The sequence below is a fragment of the Vreelandella sp. EE27 genome (assembly GCF_968206495.1).
The window spans coordinates 2,038,076-2,054,399 of sequence record NZ_OZ309109.1 but is presented as its reverse complement, the minus strand read 5'-3'; the positions used below and the strand labels follow the sequence as shown (position 1 = coordinate 2,054,399).

Below are 16,324 nucleotides of genomic sequence, written 5' to 3'. Positions count from 1 at the left end.
AACGGCATGCTTGTCCGTTGTTAGTACGACCACTAGGGAGCTTAAAACCATGGCGTTCAACGATTCGCACACCGTACGGCCACATAACGAACAAGCGGTCAGCAGCGCGAAAGCCAATAAGGTATTGCGTAATACCTACGCGCTTTTGGCCATGACGCTGCTGTTTTCAGCCGTTACCGCTGGCGCCTCCGTCGCGCTTGGCGTTCAGCAGCTCAACATTCTGGTTTTCTTCGTCGGCGCTTATGGGCTGATGTTTTTGGTTCATAAAACCGCCAATTCTGCTGCGGGCCTTTTGGCTACGTTTGCGTTTACCGGTTTCATGGGCTTTACGCTTGGGCCGATCATCTCCGCCTATTTGACACTGCCTAACGGCGGTGCGCTGATCATGAACGCCCTGGCCATGACCGGTTTGACCTTCATCGGTCTTTCTGCCGTTGCGCTTACCACCAAAAAGGATTTCAGCTTTCTGAGCAATTTCCTGATGGCGGGCGCTATCGTGCTGATCCTTGCCATGGTGGCAGGTTTCTTCTTCCAGATTCCGGCACTTTCTCTGATGGTGTCCGCGGGCTTCGTGCTGTTCTCATCCGCGGCGATTCTCTATCAAACCAGTGAAATCGTGCACCGTGCTGGCGAGACCAACTATATTCTGGCGACGGTTACGCTTTACGTCTCGATCTACAACCTGTTCGTAAGCCTTCTCTCTATTCTTGGCATCATGAGCAGCGACTGATTTAATCGTTAAGCTCTACCCAAACAGACCCTACTTCGGTAGGGTCTGTTTTTTTGTAAGCGTCTTTTATATAACTCAGGTGAGAGCGCCATGGAGTACGGTCTACTGGTTACCGGTGCCCCTTACACAAGCCCCGCGGCCCATTCGGCGCTGCGTTTTGCCAAGGCGCTAATAAGCCAGGGGCATACCCTGGTCGGGGTGTTCTTCTACCAGGAGGGGGTGCTCAACGCGTCGACGCTGATGAGCCCACCTCAGGATGAACTGAACCTCAAGGATGCCTGGCTGGCGCTCAATACCGAGCACGGCACGGCCCTCGAGGTGTGCGTGGCGGCCGCGCTTCGCCGCGGTGTGTTGGACGAAGCCGAAGCCAAACGCCACGGCTTGACCCAGCATAGCCTGGAGGCACCGTTCGAACTCACGGGGTTGGGGCAGTTGTTGGTGCTGCAAAAGCGCTGCGATCGTTTCATCACATTTGCCTGAGGAAAAGCGATGACCGAAGACGCCGTACGTTTGATCGCGCTGACCCAAGCGCCGTTTCAATCCAATGCCTTGCGCGAAGGCCTTGATGTAGCGCTGGTCGCCGCGGCCTTTGGCCAAAGCGTCAAGCTGGTTTTCCTGGGGCAGGGGGCGCTGGCGCTGGTGAAAAGCCAAAAGGCCGGCGCACCGGGGCAAAAGGCGGTGCTGCCGACCATCGATATGCTCGAGATGTACGATATCGAAGAGCTTTTGGTACCGGAGAGTAGCCTTGAGCAATTAGGGCTGGCGCCGAGCCAACTGGTGCTGGCGGCGCGGGTGATCTCCGATGAGGCGCTCGCGGCGCTTTATCAAGACTCCACGACGACTCTTCACTTCTAATGGGGCTTTCCCATGCTACACATTTTAAATAAACGCCCCGAAAGCCTAAGCGCGGCCAATATGCTCCGGGTGGTGGGGGACCAGGATGAGGTGCTGCTCATCGAGCAGGCCGTGCAGGCAAGCCTGTTACCTCAGTGGGCCGGTTTCGAGCAGTGCAGAGGGCGGCTATACCTGTTGAGCGACGATCTGGAAGCCGCGGGGCTACTGGAATCCGCCGAGAACCTTGGCGCGGCGATCATTTCAATGACGGATTTTGTAACGCTGACCGAGCGTCACGAACAGTGTGTAAGTTGGTATTGATATGAAAAATGAAGATTTATACCGTTATCTTGATTCAAGAGAAACCATTAAATTGGATCCCGAAGGATATCTCGTTGATCAAGGTGATTGGAGCGTCGAGGTGGCCGAGCTTTTGGCCCGTGACGAGGGGCTTTCGCTGAGTGAGGCTCATTGGGAAATCATCGACGTGGTGCGTGATTTTTACCAGCGCTTTGAGATGGCGCCGGCGATGCGTGCGCTCGTCAAGGCAACCAAACAGACGCTGGGTGAAAAGAAGGGGACCTCGATTTATCTGATGTCGCTGTTCCCGGAAAGTCCGGCGCGGCGCACGGCGCGTATCGCCGGGCTCCCCAAACCGACCAACTGCTTGTAAACGCTTCGACTCAGTCCAGATCGCCCCGGGTGCACACCGAGAGCACCATGGCATCCAGTGGGCTAGTGGATACGAGTGCGTGGCCCATATCACTATCGAAATAGATGCTGTCGCCTTCGCCCAGCGCCACCGGGGCGTAAAACTCGCTATACAGCAGTATTTCACCCTCGAGAATCATCAAAAACTCTTCACCGTCGTGGCGCACCCACTGTTGGAATTCGTCGAAGCTGCGCGCCCGCACCATGGTTTTAAACGGAATCATGCGCTTTTGCGCCAGGTGGTGGCCCAAAAGTTCGTGCTCGTAGGTGGGCGTGGGGTGGTGCTGACCTTGACCGCTGCGGGTCAAATCCCGCCGCCCCAGGGTGTAGTGCTCGCGCTTGGGCGGGGTGAAAAGCTGGGGAAGGTCGATGTTGAGCCCGGCCATGAGCTTTTGCACCGCGGTAAACGTGGGCGATAGCTGGTCGTTCTCTATCTTGGAGAGCGTCGAGCGGGCAAGACCGGTGCGCTGGCTGACATCCTCGAGGGTCCATTGATTGGCCAAGCGGATCTCTTTGAGCCGTGCGCCCAAGCGAAGCGGCTCTACGAAGGGTTTGCGCCCCGATGCAATACGAAGCGCTGCGTTCTCGTCATGAGTCGCCGTCATGGATCGTCATACCCGGTAAATGCATTTTAGGACCCGCTATGCTATCACAGCCCGCCGCAGGCTACCCGGTAGCCGGTGTGCTTTCAAAAGGCAGGCCGAGAAGTGCTTTGATGTGCGCTTCGCAGCCGCTGGCGAGCGACTTGGGGTTGTAGCCGCCTTCGAGTACGGAGACCAGCCGGTTTTCGGCGTAGAGGCCAGCGATTTCCATGGCCAGATGCGTGACCCAGTAGTAGTCCTCGTCGGTCAAGCATACCTCGCCCATGGGATCGTCCTGGTGGGCATCGAAGCCGGCGGATACCAGTATGATATCGGGCTTGAAGGCGTGTAGCGCGGGTAGCCAGCTACGCTCGACGGCGTCTCTAAACGCTGCGCTTTGCATTCCCGCTTCGAGGGGGGTATTCACCACGTTGTGCCATTCGCTTCGTAGGTAGCGCCAGGGGTAGAAAGGGTACTGATAGCTTGTGCAGATCAGCACGCCAGGGTCACCCTTGAAGATATCGATCGTGCCGTTGCACTGGTGAACGTCGAAATCGAGTATGGCGACCCGTTGGGCGCCGTGTCGGGCTCTGGCGTGCGCCGCCCCCACGGCGATACTGTTGTAAAAGCAAAAGCCCATGGCTTCGGCCGCTTCGGCGTGGTGGCCCGGCGGGCGTACGGCGCAAAAGACGTTATCCGCCTGGCGCTTGAAAACCTGGTCGACCCCTTTGATGACCGCGCCTGCGGCCACCCGCGCCGCCTTGAGGGATTCCGGGTTCATCAGCGTGTCGCTATCCAGCGCGGTAATGCCCTCGCTTGGCACGCATTTTTCGAGCGCGTCGAGGTGGCGCGGTGAATGCACGCGCTCGAGCGCCTCCCGGGTGGCCTCTTTGGCCTCGGCCTGCATGGTTTGCTGCAATAGGCCGCTAAGCGCCAGGCGTGCCCTTATTGCCTCTAGCCGTGCGGGGTTCTCCGGATGTTCGGGCCCCATATAGTGCAAGATGCAGTCGGGATGGGTAAGGTAGGCGGTGATCATGCAGGCGCTCCGTTCTATGTAACGCTACCTTAATCGGTAGGCGTGCCCGCACGACAGTGATAATAAGTCGTACACCGAGGTGACAGGTCAGGGAGATACGCTTGTGAGTACCCGTTTTCTACACCATTTCTTCGAGCCAAAAACCCTGGCCGTCTTCGGCGCATCGGAAAAACCGGAGTCTCTGGGCGGTCTAGTGCTGGCCAACCTTCAGCAGGGCGAGTTCAAAGGTACGCTCTGGGCGGTGAATTTAAAAGGCTACAAGCAGGTCTTCGGCGCGCCGTGTTTTGCAAACGTCAACAGTTTGCCCGCCGCGCCGGATCTGGCGGTGATTTGCTCGCCAGTCGAGGGCGCGCCCAAGCTGATCAAGAAGCTGGGTCAAAAGGGTGTGAAGGCGGCGCTGGTGCTATCCGGTGGGGCGTACCTGGATCGCGAACGAGGAAGCGAGGGCTCGATCCGCGAGCAGATGCTACACGCCGCCCGCGCCTCGGGGATCCGTGTGCTGGGCCCGGAATGCATGGGGGTGATCGTACCGGGCAAAAAGCTCAATGCATCCTACGCGAGCCAACCGGTCAAACCCGGGCGGGTCGCGTACCTGGGCCAATCCGGGATGCTTGCCAACGCCATGATCGACTGGGCAGCGGGGCGCGATGTGGGGTTTTCCCACCTGATTACCGTGGGCGATAGCGTGGATGTGCTGCTGCCGGATTTGATCGACTACGTAAACCAGTTTTCGCCGGCCCAGGCCATTTTGCTCCACCTGGAGCGCATCAAGGACGCTCAGCACTTCATGACCTCGGTGCGCGACGCCTCGCGTAACCGACTGGTGGTGGCGATCAAAAGCGGGCGCACGCCGGAATCGGACATCTCCGGTATGGCGCCCACGCCGGGGATTGCCAATCGCGATGTCGTCTTCGACGCTGCCTTCGCTCGGGCCGGTGTGGTCCGGGTAAACGACTCCGACGAGCTTTTCGATGCGCTGGAGACGCTTTCACGCATGCGTCCGCTGCGCGGCGACCGTCTGGCGGTCGTCTCCAACGGGCTGGGCCCGGCGATGCTTGCGATCGACAAGCTGGTGAGTGGCGGCGGCAAGCTTGCCGTGTTCAATGAGGCCACGCAGACCCAGCTTACCGAGCGCAAGGTGGATAGAAGCAAACCCGGCGAGAACCCGGTAGACCTGGGCGGCAACGCCACCCCCGCGCGCTTTGTCGAGGCGCTCGAGATCGTGACCGCCGACCCGGGGGTCGACGCGGTGCTGGTGGTGCACGCGCCGACGCGCCTGGCGCCGTCGGTCGAAACGGCCCGCGCGCTGATCGATAACCGCAAGCGCTTTCGGCGCAACCTGTTGACCAGCTGGATGGGATTGAAAGAGGCCTTGAAAGCGCGCAGTGCGTGCAGCGCGGCGGGCATACCCACCTATATTTCGCCGGAAAAAGCCGTCAAGGCGTTCATGCATATGGTGGACTATCAGCGCGTGCAGGCGCTTTTGCACGAAATTCCGCCCAGTTTGACCTTCAATACCCGGCCCGCTGACCGCCTTGCGTGTCGCGAATTGATCAGCCGGGCAAAAGAGCAGCGCCGCCACACATTGACCCACTCGGAAACGGCGCAGGTGCTCCAGGCTTACGGCATTCCCACCGCGCCGAGCGTTTATTTGCGCCACCCAAGCGAGGCGTATGAAGCCGATGGCCACTTCGAGGGCCCCAAGGCGCTCAAGGTGGTGCACGATGGCAACTGTCATCCGTACCGCTACCGGCGCCACCCGCATAAAATTTCCGCTGGCCTGTTGCAGGATCTGCAAACGCCGGAGCAGGTCGAGGAGGGCGTTCGCCGCTTGGGCGACAAGGTGCGCGAAAAATTTCCCGAGTACACCGTTCAGGAGTACTGCCTGCAGCCCATGCAGCGCGGCAAGCACTCCATGCAGGTTTGCGCCGGTATCACCCGCGACCCGGTGTTCGGCCCGCTGATCGTTTTCGGAATTGGCGGTTACAAGGTGAACGTACTCGCCGACCGCCAAGTCGCGCTGCCGCCGCTTAACATGAGTTTGGCCGCCGACATGGTCGGGCGCACCCACGTCGCTTCGCTGATCCGCGAGCACTCCTCTGAAGCCGAGCGCGATATCGAAAGGCTTTGCCAGTTTTTAGTGAAGCTTTCGCAAATGGCGTCGGATTTGAATGAGCTGCGCGGTTTGGAGCTCAACCCATTGTTGCTCAACCGCGATGGTATCCTGGCGGTGGATTTCGCCATGGATCTGGGCCCACCAGCCCGCTTTGCGATCATGCCGTACCCGGAGGAGCTGCGCGAATGGGTGACGCTCAAAAACGGCTGGCAGGTCGAGGTACGCCCGATCCGCGCCGAAGACGCGCCGCTGATCACCAGTTTCCATACCCGGCTTTCCGAGGAGAGCATCCGCTTTCGCTATTTTCACAACAAGTCGAACCTGACCCAGCGCGACCTATCGATACTTTCGCACATCAACTACGACCGGCAGATGGCGTTCATCGCCGAGCACCAGCACGACGACGGGTCCAAGGAAATGCTGGGGGTAGTGCGGGTTTATAACGACGCCGACAATATTCGCACCGAGTTCTCGATCATCATCCGCGACGACCTGCAGGGTTTGGGAATCGGCCGGCTATTGATGCAGAAAATGATCGCTTACTGCCAGAGTATCGGCACGATCGAGATGATCGGCAAGATCATGATGGACAACCAGCCCATGCGCGCGTTGATCAAGCATCTGGGCTTCAAAAGCCGCTACAACATGGAGGAGCAGGTCGTGGATGCGGTGCTGCGGCTCAACGAGCCGGATAGCGAGTGGCAGCGCCACCGCCTGGAGAGTCTGCCGGATTGAGCGCCGGGCCGTTGCGCCTGGCTGGCAAGGGTAGTGCCCTGGAGACGAATGCGACGGCGAGCCCCCCAAAAAAAGCCGTCGCATTTCAAGCCGTGTTTGCCTATGAGCCGTGTTTGCCTATGAATAGGGACTCACGGAAAAGTGGCTCAGGAAAAACAGCTCAGGGCGCGAGGCGGAAACGACTCCAGGGGCCCTCGTTTTGGCGCTCGAAACGGACCCGGTCGTGCAGGCGGCTGGGCTGGCCCTGCCAGAACTCGATCATCTCGGGTTGGATGCGGTAGCCGCCCCAGTGAACCGGGCGCGAAATCGGCTGGCCGTCGTAGGCCTGCTCAAAACGCACCTGGCGCTCCTCGATCCACTTGCGGTTGGGGATCACCACGCTTTGGGTCGCAATCCAGGCGCCCAGCTGGCTGCCCCGGGGGCGGCTTTGAAAGTAGGCATCGGACTCCTCGGCCGACACCTGCTCGACCGGCCCTTCTACGCGCACCTGACGCGAAAGGCCAGGCCACCAGAAGGTCGCCGCCGCAAACGGCACATTGCTTAGCTCGCTGCCTTTGTGGCTGTGGTAGTTGGTGTAGAACACCAGCCCTTCATCGACCCCCTTGAGCAGCACGACCCGGGCGTGAGGACGGCCCTGGCTATCTACCGTGGCCAGCGTCATGGCATTGGCGTCCTCGCCATCGCTTTCGAGGGCTTCGTTCAGCCACTGGTTGAAAAGCTCGAACGGGTTATCCGGCGTATTGGCCTCTTCCAGATGATTACCTTCGTAGTCACGCCGGACATCGGCAATATTACGGGTCATGGTGGCTGCTCCCTTAAGCGGTTATGAGTATCGTTTGGCCTGAAGTGCTTGACCTCAAGCCAGGTGCAAACCCTGAACTATTGGCGCTGCTGGCGGGCGCGGAACCGGGCGTAACCCAGCGAGCCCACGAACAGCGCGACGGCGGCGGCGACTTCCAAAACCCCGCGTAGGATCTGCCCGGTGGCGGCGGCGAACATCACGCCCTGGGCCACATAAAGCAAGCTGACGAAAGCGAGCCAGGCATGGCCGCGGGGGCGCTTGCCGATAATCGAGGGTAAAAAAAGCACCAGCGGCAGCACGAAGGCCAGCACTGGACGCCAATTATATTCGTCGCCCTGAACGAGAAAGCCGCGCAGCATGACCAGTCCCAGCAGCACGACAAAGCTAATCAGCACCAGCCGGCGCATTTTGTCGGTCAACGCCGTCAGGCCATGCTGGTTTTCAAGATCGTCGAGCCACTGTCTCATGAAGTCGCCTCGGCGCGCATCGTGTTGAGCGCCAGCGAAAGCTTTGCCAAACGCTTGCCCTGGGCGATACAGAGTGCGCGCTCGTGCTCGTCGACCCTGCGTTCGCTGCGTGCGCCGGCCACGTGGCTGGCTCCGTAAGGCGTGCCGCCGGTTTGAGTACTGATCAGCTCGGTTTCATTGTAGGGAATACCCGCATACACCATGCCATGGTGTAAAAGGGGGATCAGCATGGTCAGCAGCGTACTCTCCTGGCCACCGTGCATGCTCGACGACGCGGTAAAGCAGGTGGCGGGTTTATTGATCAACGCGCCGTTCATCCAAAGATTGCTCGTGGTATCCAGAAAATACTTGAGCGGGGCGGCGATATTGCCAAACCGGGTGGGGCTGCCCAGCGCCAAGCCGCAGCAGTGGCGTAAATCGTCCAGATCGGCGTAGACCGCGCCCTCTTCGGGGACTTCGCTATCCACCGCCTCGCAGGTAGGCGACACCGGCGCCACCGTGCGCAGTCGCGCTTTTATACCCGCCACGCTCTCGATACCTGCCGCGACCTGGCGCGCCATTTCGAGTGTGGCGCCCGAGCGGGAGTAGTAAAGAACCAGAATGTAGGGGGTTTCATCGCTCATAGCGTTTCCTTGAAGGGCAGGGTCTCGGCGGTGGTGTAAAAAGCGTCGTTCGCCGCCGGCTGGTTATATCTTAGCAGAGCCGTATTGTTCTCGTCGTCGGCCTGGGGCAGGCGGCGGTACACCCAGGCGAGTTCGCCGCTGGCCAGGGCCAGCTCTTCACGGCGGTAGCGAACGCCCAGGCGCTCGTAGCGGTCGAGTCTTGAAAGCTCCTCCGGGGTGACGGTAAGTACCAGCCCAGGCACCTCGCTTTGCGGGCCGGCCGCTATATCGAGGCCTTCGCGGCTGAAGCCCTCCAACGTATCGGGCACCGGGTCGCCGCCGGCGCGCATGACCACCCAGCGCACCGGCGCGTGTCGCAGCGTACCGTAGACGAACACTTGATGGCTGCGCTGCTCGATGGGGCCCAGCTGCTCCGGGCGCTCGTAAAACCACGGGCTTAGCATGGTCAGCCAGAGCCACAGCGCGGCGGCGAGTATCATAACCAGTACGCCGACGGCTATTCGTTTGATCCCGATCATGTTCTATCCTTATAGTGAACGCCGCCTGACGCGTTAGGGGCAAGCGACGCTAAACGCCCCGGTATCGGCCAGGATATCGACTGCACCCTATTGGAGGAGCCCGCCATGAGCCAGTCGCTTCGTGATGACTTTCTTGATGACGTCCGTGAAGATGCGCGTAATGATATGGATTTTCGCTCTTTTGTCGGCGATGTGAAACCTCTAGCGAAGGGGAAGCGGGCAGAAACGGGGGACAAACGCTCGCGCCCCTCGGAGGCGCAATTGGCACGGCGCGAGCGCGCCGAAGAGGCCATCGAGCACACTAACTTTCTTTCCGACGACTTCGTCGACTTGCTGCCCCCCATCGACCCGATCGAGTATCGCCGCGAGGGCATTCAGCAGGGCGTCGTCGATAAGCTGCGCCACGGCGGTTACGCCATGCAGGCCCAGCTTCACTTGTTAAGGCGCCCGTTGGCCGAATGCCGCCGAATGCTCTTTCCGTTCATTCAAGATGCCTACGCCAATGACCTGCGCTCGGTGATGATCATCCACGGGCGGGGGCGCGAGATCGACAGCCCCGCCAACGTGCTGCGCTCCTACCTTGCCAAGTGGCTTTGCCAGTTCGAGGAAGTGCAGGCCTACGTCTCGGCCCAACCTTCAGAGGGCGGGATGGGCGCCACTTGGGTGATGCTGCGCAAGAGCGACCGTGCCAAATCCAACAATCGCGAGCGCCAGCAGAAGCGCCGCGGCTAACGGACGCCACGCAGGTTTTTCTGAGAGCAACATTTTTCTGAAAATAAGCTTTCTAAAGCTAAGTTTTCTGAAACTAAAAAGGGCAGCCATTAGGCTGCCCTTTTCATGGGAGATCGAAAGTGGCCGCTACTCGGCGGCAGCCAGGCGGCGCTCGAACAGCGCCGAGCGCACCTCGACATCGCTTTGGTAGCGCACGCTGAACGCTTTTAGCGCGCGCAGGGCCACGTCCGGCTCCTGGTCTTCGCGAAGCGCCATGGCGTCGAAGCCGCAGCGCTCCATGTAGTTGAGCTGGTCGATCAGCACGTCGCCCACCGCGCGAAGTTCCCCCTCAAAACCGTAGCGTTCGCGCAAAAGCCGCGCCAGGCTATAGCCGCGGCCATCGGTAAAGGCGGGGAAGTCGATCGCGACCGCCGCGCTCTTTTTAAGCTCTTCACCCAGCGCCGGGGTTAGCTCGGTGTCGCTTGATAGCAACGGGGCGAGTTCCGCGTCTTCTGCGTGCTCGCGCCATAGCGCCAGCGGCACGAACGCCGGCAATTGGTCGGGCAGTGCCTCGACGTCGTATGAGACGCACCAGGCGTTTTCCGATGCCAGCTCGCCCCCCACGATCAGGTGGTCGACGTGAACCAGGGCCGGGGCGGTTTCTTGTGCATCAGTGGGCATAAACGCGCTCCTTGAAGGGTTTCATACCAATGCGGCGATAGGTGTCCAGAAAGCGCTCGTCTTCGTGACGCTCTGCGACGTACACCTCGAGCACTTTTTCGACCACGTTCGGCACGTCCTCGCGGAAAAACGACGGACCCAGAATCTTGCCAAGCGAGGCATCGTCGGTGGAGTTGCCGCCGATCGAAACCTGATAGTACTCCTCGCCCTTTTTATCGACGCCGAGAATGCCGATATGGCCCACGTGGTGATGGCCGCAGGCGTTCATGCAACCCGAGATGTTCAAGTCCAGCGGCCCCAGGTCGTAGAGGAAGTCGAGATCCTCGAAGCGCTCTTGCAAGGCCTGAGCGATAGGGATGGAGACCGCGTTGGCCAGGCTGCAGTAATCGCCGCCAGGGCAGCAGATGATATCGTTGAGCGTGCCCACGGTGGGGTTGGCCATGCCCAGCGCCTCGAGCTCTTCCCAAAGCGCCTGCATATCGTCCACCGGCACGTCCGAAAGCACCAGGTTCTGTTCGTGGGTGACCCGCACTTCACCGAAGCCATAGCGGTCGGCGAGATCCGCCACCGCTTCCATCTGGTCGGCGGTGACATCGCCCGGTGCGTGCTCGCGGCGCTTGAGCGAAAGCGTGACCGCCTTGTAGCCCGGCACCTTGTGATCGCTTACGTTGTTGGTCACAAAGCGCGCAAAGGCGCGGTTCTCTTCGCGCAGCGCGTTGTACGCGTCGGTGGCCCCCTCGGCCACTTCGCGGCGCTCGGGCTCGGGGAAGTGGCGCTTGGCCTCATCCACGGCTTGCTGAGTCAAGGTTTGCGGGCCGTCTTTCAGGTGTGCCCACTCTTCGTCCACGCGGCGGCGATACTCCTCGACTCCCAATGCCTTGACCAGAATCTTGATGCGCGCCTTGAACTTGTTGTCGCGGCGGCCGAACTGGTTGTACACCCGTACGCAGGCCTCGAGATACGTCAAAAGGTGCTGCCAAGGCAGGTCCTCGCGTACCACCTCGGCAATCATCGGCGTGCGGCCAAGGCCGCCGCCGGCGAGCACCTTGACGCGCAGCTCACCGGCGGCGTTGCGCCACAGGCGCAGGCCGATGTCGTGGACCTGGATCGCTGCGCGGTCCTGGCTTGCGCCGCTCACCGCGATCTTGAACTTGCGCGGAAGGTAGGCGAACTCCGGGTGTAGCGTCGACCACTGGCGAATCAGCTCGCACCAGGGGCGCGGGTCTTCGACTTCGTCATTGGCGATACCGGCGAACTGGTCGCTGGTGGTGTTACGGATACAGTTGCCGCTGGTTTGAATGGCGTGCATCTGCACTTTGGCAAGCTCGCCCAGGATATCCGGCACGTCTTCCATTGCCGGCCAATTGAGCTGCAGGTTCTGGCGCGTTGTGAAGTGGCCGTAGCCGCGGTCATAACGCCTGGTGATCTCGGCAAGCGCCCGCAATTGATTGCCAGCCAGCATGCCGTAGGGGATAGCGATGCGCAGCATCGGCGCATGACGCTGGATATAGAGACCGTTTTGCAGACGCAGCGGGCGAAACTCTTCTTCACCCAAGCGGCCTGCCTGGTAACGCTCCATCTGATCGCGGAACTGAGCGACCCGCTCGTCGACGAGCGTTTGGTCGTGAATATCATAACGGTACATGTGCACGGTCCTGCATAGCGAAATGGTCACGTCGAGACGGACGGTAGGTTGCCGTCACCTTAACGCAGATCGGTATATTCTATGAAAGAATATATAATTATCTTTTTATCGTTAAAGGCTATTTAAAAGGGCGCCGGAATGCAAAACCGGCGCATTACTTTTAGCTCGCCTTTTGCTCTTCCTGGCCCGGCTCGTAGGAGAGCACCGGCGATAGCCAACGCTCGAGCTCACCGAGGGTCATCGCTTTGCGTGCGGCGAGTGCCTCGACCTGGTCCCGGGTGATTTTGCCGGTCGAGAAGTACTTCGACTGCGGATGAGCGAAGTACCAGCCCGAGACCGCCGCCGCCGGCCACATGGCGAAGTTCTCGGTCAGCGTCAGTCCGGTATTTTCAGGTGCGTTCAAAAGCTTGAACAGCGTCGCCTTTTCGGTGTGGTCCGGGCAGGCCGGGTAGCCGGGAGCCGGGCGAATGCCACGGTACTTCTCGGCAATCAAGGCGTCGTTGTCGAGCGCCTCATCCTTGTCGTAGCCCCAGAACTCCTTGCGCACCCGCTCGTGAAGGCGCTCGGCGAACGCCTCGGCCAGCCGGTCGGTCAGCGCCTGCACCATGATCGCGCTGTAGTCGTCGCCGGCTTTCTCATACGCCTTGGAGAGTTCGTCGACGCCGTGGCCGGTGGTCACCGCAAAGCCGCCGATCCAGTCGTGCTTGCCGCTCTCCTTCGGGGCGATGAAGTCCGCCAGGCTATAGCAGAGGCCGTCGCGGCCCTTGGTGGTTTGCTGGCGAATATGGTGAAGGCGCTCGACCACTTCCTCGCGGCTCTCATCAGCGTAGACTTCGATCACGTCGTCGTCGACGCTGTTGGCAGGCCACAGGCCGATCACGCCGCGGGCGTGAATATGTCCCTCGGTGAGGAGCTTATCGAGCATCGCTCTGGCGTCCTCGAAGAGGCTGCGCGCCGCCTCGCCGACTACCTCGTCGTTGAGAATTTTCGGGTACTTGCCCGCCAGCTGCCAGCTCATGAAAAACGGCGTCCAGTCGATGCGCTCGACCAGCTCCGAAAGGTCGTAGTTCTCGAACACGGTAATGCCGGGCTTTAACGGCTCGACTGGCGCGGTCTCGTTCCAGTCGGTCTTGAAGCGGCGCTTGCGCGCCTGAGTGTAGTCGAGATCCGCCGCCTTGGGGCGGCGCTTGGCATTTCGCTCGCGCACCACCTCGTACTCATCGCGAATACTCTGAACGTAGTCGCCCTTGAGGCTCGGGGTCAAAAGCCGCCCGGCTACACCCACCGCCCGGGAGGCGTCGGTGACGTAGATCACCGGGTGCGCGTACTGCGGCTCGATCTTCACCGCGGTATGCGCTTTCGACGTAGTGGCCCCGCCGATCAAAAGCGGCAGATCCATACCGCGGCGCTGCATTTCTTTGGCCACATGTACCATTTCGTCGAGGGACGGCGTGATCAGCCCGGAAAGGCCAATGATGTCCGCGTTGTGCTCTTCGGCGGCCTTGAGGATCTTCTCGGCAGGGACCATCACGCCTAGGTCGATCACCTCGTAGTTGTTGCACTGAAGCACCACGCCGACGATGTTCTTGCCGATATCGTGAACGTCGCCTTTTACCGTGGCCATGACGATCTTGCCCTTGGCCTGGGTGTCGCCGCTTTTTTCCGCCTCGATATACGGAATGAGATACGCCACCGCCTGTTTCATGACCCGGGCGGACTTCACCACCTGGGGCAGAAACATCTTGCCCGCGCCGAAGAGATCACCCACCACATTCATACCGTCCATCAACGGGCCTTCGATCACCTCGATGGGGCGCGCGGCCTGGGCGCGGGCCTCTTCGGTGTCGTCCTCGATATGGGCGGTGATGCCCTTGACCAGGGCGTGCTCGATACGCTTATTGACGGGGAGGCTGCGCCACTCGAGGTCTTCTTTTTTCGCCGCGCCGCTGCCGTCGCCCTTGTACTTGTCGGCGATATCCAGAAGGCGCTCTGTGCCGTCTTCGCGGCGGTTGAGCACCACGTCTTCGACCGCTTCGCGAAGCTCCGCGGGTAGGTCGTCGTAGACCGCGAGCTGGCCAGCGTTGACGATGCCCATCGAAAGACCGTTCTTGATCGCGTGATAAAGAAATACCGAGTGGATTGCCTCGCGCACCGCGTTGTTGCCGCGAAACGAGAACGACACGTTCGACACACCGCCGGAGATCATGGCGTGGGGCAGGTGGTCGCGAATGAAGCGGCACGCCTCGATGAAGTCCACCGCGTAGTTGTTGTGCTCCTCGATCCCCGTGGCGATGGCGAAGATGTTGGGGTCGAAAATGATGTCCTCGGCGGGAAAGCCGATATCGTCGACCAGCAAGCGGTAAGCTCGCTCGCAGATTTCGGTCTTGCGCGCGAAGGTGTCCGCCTGGCCCTCTTCATCGAAGGCCATGACGACGATCGCCGCGCCATAGCGCATGCACTTGGTGGCCTGCTCGCGAAAGATGGCTTCGCCTTCTTTTAGCGAGATCGAGTTGACCACCGCCTTGCCCTGCACGCACTTGAGCCCGGTTTCGATGATCTCCCACTTGGAGGAGTCGATCATGATCGGCACCCGGGCGATGTCCGGCTCGCCGGCGATCAGGTTCAAAAACCGCTCCATGGCCTCCTGGGATTCGAGCATCCCTTCGTCCATGTTGATGTCGATCACCTGAGCGCCGTTTTCGACCTGCTCCAGCGCTACTTCCAGCGCGGTGGTGAAGTCCTCCTCGACGATCAAGCGCTTGAAGCGGGCGGAGCCTGTCACGTTGGTGCGCTCGCCGACGTTGACGAACAGCGAATCCGCCTGGATGTTGAACGGCTCGAGCCCGGAAAGCCGGCACGCCCTGTCGCGGCTGGGCACCTGGCGCGGCGCCATGGGGCGTACCGCATCAGCAATGGCGCGGATGTGCTCAGGCGTCGAGCCGCAGCAACCGCCGATGATATTGACCAGCCCGCTTTTGGCGAATTCGCCGACAATGGCGGCCATCTCTTCCGGGGTTTGGTCGTACTCGCCGAACTCGTTGGGCAGGCCCGCATTGGGGTGGGCGGAGATGAAGGTATCCGCCTTGTTGGAGAGCTCCTCGACGTAGGGGCGGAGCTCTTCCGCGCCGAGTGCGCAGTTGAGGCCCACGGAAAACGGGTTGGCGTGGCGCACCGAGTTCCAAAAGGCTTCCGTGGTTTGGCCGGAAAGTGTGCGGCCCGAGGCATCGGTGATCGTGCCCGAGATCATCACCGGCAGGCGCCGCCCCAAATCCTCGAACAGCACCTCTAACGCGTAGATCGCCGCCTTGGCGTTGAGCGTATCGAAGATCGTCTCGATCATGATCAGATCACTACCGCCGTCGATCAGCGCGGCCGCGGCCTCGTAATAGTTTTCATACAGCGCATCGAAGGTGACGTTACGCTTGGCCGGGTCGTTGACGTCCGGCGAGAGCGAGGCGGTGCGCGAGGTCGGGCCAAGCACGCCGGCCACGAAACGGGGCACGCCGGTCTCATCGAAGACGTCGTCACAGACCTTACGCGCAAGCCGCGCGGATTCGCGGTTGAGCTCGACGACCAACTCTTCCATGCCGTAGTCGGCCTGGGAGAGGCGGGTGCTGTTGAAGGTGTTGGTCTCGAGAATGTCTGCGCCGGCCTCGAGATAGTCGCGGTGAATGCGCGCGACCAGCTCGGCTTGCGTCAGCGCCAGCAGGTCGTTATTGCCTTTCAGGTCCGATGGCCAGTCGCGAAAGCGCTCGCCGCGAAACTCCGCCTCGCTGAGCTCCGCGTTTTGCAACATGGTGCCCATCCCCCCGTCCAGCAGCAGGATGTGTTGGGAGAGGCGTTGGGTCAGCGACGCAGTCATATCACGTAAAGCCATGGCGAGGGGGAGTCTCCAGCAGGGCAATCTAGGGGATTGGCGCAAGCACCAGCGCAAAAGGGGCTTCATCATATCAAACGGTCAAGAGCGGGGCAGCACCGTGAACGTCAAGAGCGTAATCTTCCTCGCCGCTTGGCCGCATTTTTGAAGTGCTCATCGGCTTATAAGCCAAAACGAAATGCGTTCGACGGAATAGTTTACTAAAATAGTCGGGATTGTGTCGGCAGGCGGTTTTGCTTACCATGGACACAAATGAC

The 16,324-nt window shown here is 60.6% G+C and carries 16 protein-coding genes; 7 read left to right on the top strand and 9 right to left on the bottom strand.

Annotation, left to right across the window (positions count from 1 at the left end; translation table 11 throughout):
• Nucleotides 1-49 precede the first annotated feature (49 nt).
• The 5 genes from ACWHVV_RS09860 to ACWHVV_RS09840 all read left to right on the top strand — a co-directional run bounded on the left by ACWHVV_RS09860 (nt 50) and on the right by ACWHVV_RS09840 (nt 2,237).
• Nucleotides 50-730, top strand: a complete 681-nt coding sequence (locus tag ACWHVV_RS09860) for a Bax inhibitor-1/YccA family protein (protein WP_447926097.1) — start codon at nt 50-52, stop codon at nt 728-730.
• 90 nt (nt 731-820) lie between these two features.
• Nucleotides 821-1,210 carry a sulfurtransferase complex subunit TusD gene (gene tusD / locus ACWHVV_RS09855; RefSeq protein WP_447926096.1) on the top strand — a complete coding sequence of 130 codons (390 nt, stop codon included), beginning with the start codon at nt 821-823 and terminating at the stop codon, nt 1,208-1,210.
• A 9-nt stretch (nt 1,211-1,219) separates the two neighbouring features.
• Nucleotides 1,220-1,585 (top strand): DsrE family protein, encoded by a 366-nt coding sequence (locus tag ACWHVV_RS09850; RefSeq protein WP_447926095.1) that lies wholly within the window; start codon nt 1,220-1,222, stop codon nt 1,583-1,585.
• 12 nt (nt 1,586-1,597) lie between these two features.
• Entirely contained in the window at nt 1,598-1,885 is a 288-nt protein-coding gene (gene tusB / locus ACWHVV_RS09845) for a sulfurtransferase complex subunit TusB (RefSeq protein WP_447926094.1), read from the top strand.
• A gap of 1 nt (nt 1,886) precedes the next feature.
• Nucleotides 1,887-2,237, top strand: coding sequence for a TusE/DsrC/DsvC family sulfur relay protein (locus ACWHVV_RS09840; RefSeq protein ID WP_447926093.1), 351 nt, complete (start codon nt 1,887-1,889; stop codon nt 2,235-2,237).
• Between the two features lie 10 nt (nt 2,238-2,247).
• Here ACWHVV_RS09840 and ACWHVV_RS09835 read toward each other — a convergent pair whose 3' ends face one another.
• Together ACWHVV_RS09835 and ACWHVV_RS09830 are read right to left on the bottom strand one after the other, a co-directional pair.
• Nucleotides 2,248-2,880 carry a helix-turn-helix domain-containing protein gene (locus tag ACWHVV_RS09835; RefSeq protein WP_447926092.1) on the bottom strand — a complete coding sequence of 211 codons (633 nt, stop codon included), beginning with the start codon at nt 2,878-2,880 and terminating at the stop codon, nt 2,248-2,250.
• A gap of 61 nt (nt 2,881-2,941) precedes the next feature.
• Nucleotides 2,942-3,892 carry a histone deacetylase family protein gene (locus ACWHVV_RS09830; protein ID WP_447926091.1) on the bottom strand — a complete coding sequence of 317 codons (951 nt, stop codon included), beginning with the start codon at nt 3,890-3,892 and terminating at the stop codon, nt 2,942-2,944.
• Between the two features lie 103 nt (nt 3,893-3,995).
• Between ACWHVV_RS09830 and ACWHVV_RS09825 the strand changes: the two genes are divergently transcribed.
• A complete protein-coding gene (locus tag ACWHVV_RS09825) occupies nt 3,996-6,743 on the top strand; it encodes a bifunctional acetate--CoA ligase family protein/GNAT family N-acetyltransferase (protein WP_447926090.1) in 2,748 nt (915 codons plus the stop codon).
• 160 nt (nt 6,744-6,903) lie between these two features.
• Here ACWHVV_RS09825 and pdxH read toward each other — a convergent pair whose 3' ends face one another.
• From pdxH to ACWHVV_RS09805, 4 genes are all read right to left on the bottom strand, one after another.
• Nucleotides 6,904-7,545, bottom strand: a complete 642-nt coding sequence (gene pdxH, locus ACWHVV_RS09820) for a pyridoxamine 5'-phosphate oxidase (protein ID WP_447926089.1) — start codon at nt 7,543-7,545, stop codon at nt 6,904-6,906.
• A 77-nt stretch (nt 7,546-7,622) separates the two neighbouring features.
• Nucleotides 7,623-8,012 carry a DUF2069 domain-containing protein gene (locus ACWHVV_RS09815; RefSeq protein ID WP_447926088.1) on the bottom strand — a complete coding sequence of 130 codons (390 nt, stop codon included), beginning with the start codon at nt 8,010-8,012 and terminating at the stop codon, nt 7,623-7,625.
• Nucleotides 8,009-8,635: an NAD(P)H:quinone oxidoreductase gene (gene wrbA, locus ACWHVV_RS09810; protein WP_447926087.1), complete on the bottom strand. Its 627-nt coding sequence runs from the start codon at nt 8,633-8,635 to the stop codon at nt 8,009-8,011. The genes ACWHVV_RS09815 and wrbA overlap by 4 nt, the downstream gene beginning before the upstream one ends.
• Nucleotides 8,632-9,153 (bottom strand): gamma-glutamylcyclotransferase family protein, encoded by a 522-nt coding sequence (locus ACWHVV_RS09805; RefSeq protein ID WP_447926086.1) that lies wholly within the window; start codon nt 9,151-9,153, stop codon nt 8,632-8,634. Before ACWHVV_RS09805 ends, wrbA begins: the two co-directional genes overlap by 4 nt.
• Before the next feature lie 105 nt (nt 9,154-9,258).
• Between ACWHVV_RS09805 and smrA the strand changes: the two genes are divergently transcribed.
• Nucleotides 9,259-9,885 (top strand): DNA endonuclease SmrA, encoded by a 627-nt coding sequence (gene smrA / locus ACWHVV_RS09800; protein WP_447528878.1) that lies wholly within the window; start codon nt 9,259-9,261, stop codon nt 9,883-9,885.
• Nucleotides 9,886-10,011: 126 nt separating this feature from the next.
• Here smrA and ACWHVV_RS09795 read toward each other — a convergent pair whose 3' ends face one another.
• From ACWHVV_RS09795 to metH, 3 genes are all read right to left on the bottom strand, one after another.
• Entirely contained in the window at nt 10,012-10,545 is a 534-nt protein-coding gene (locus tag ACWHVV_RS09795; protein WP_447893448.1) for a DUF934 domain-containing protein, read from the bottom strand.
• Entirely contained in the window at nt 10,535-12,190 is a 1,656-nt protein-coding gene (locus tag ACWHVV_RS09790) for a nitrite/sulfite reductase (RefSeq protein ID WP_447926085.1), read from the bottom strand. The genes ACWHVV_RS09795 and ACWHVV_RS09790 overlap by 11 nt, the downstream gene beginning before the upstream one ends.
• A 160-nt stretch (nt 12,191-12,350) precedes the next feature.
• Nucleotides 12,351-16,067 (bottom strand): methionine synthase, encoded by a 3,717-nt coding sequence (gene metH, locus ACWHVV_RS09785; RefSeq protein WP_447926084.1) that lies wholly within the window; start codon nt 16,065-16,067, stop codon nt 12,351-12,353.
• Nucleotides 16,068-16,324 lie beyond the last annotated feature (257 nt).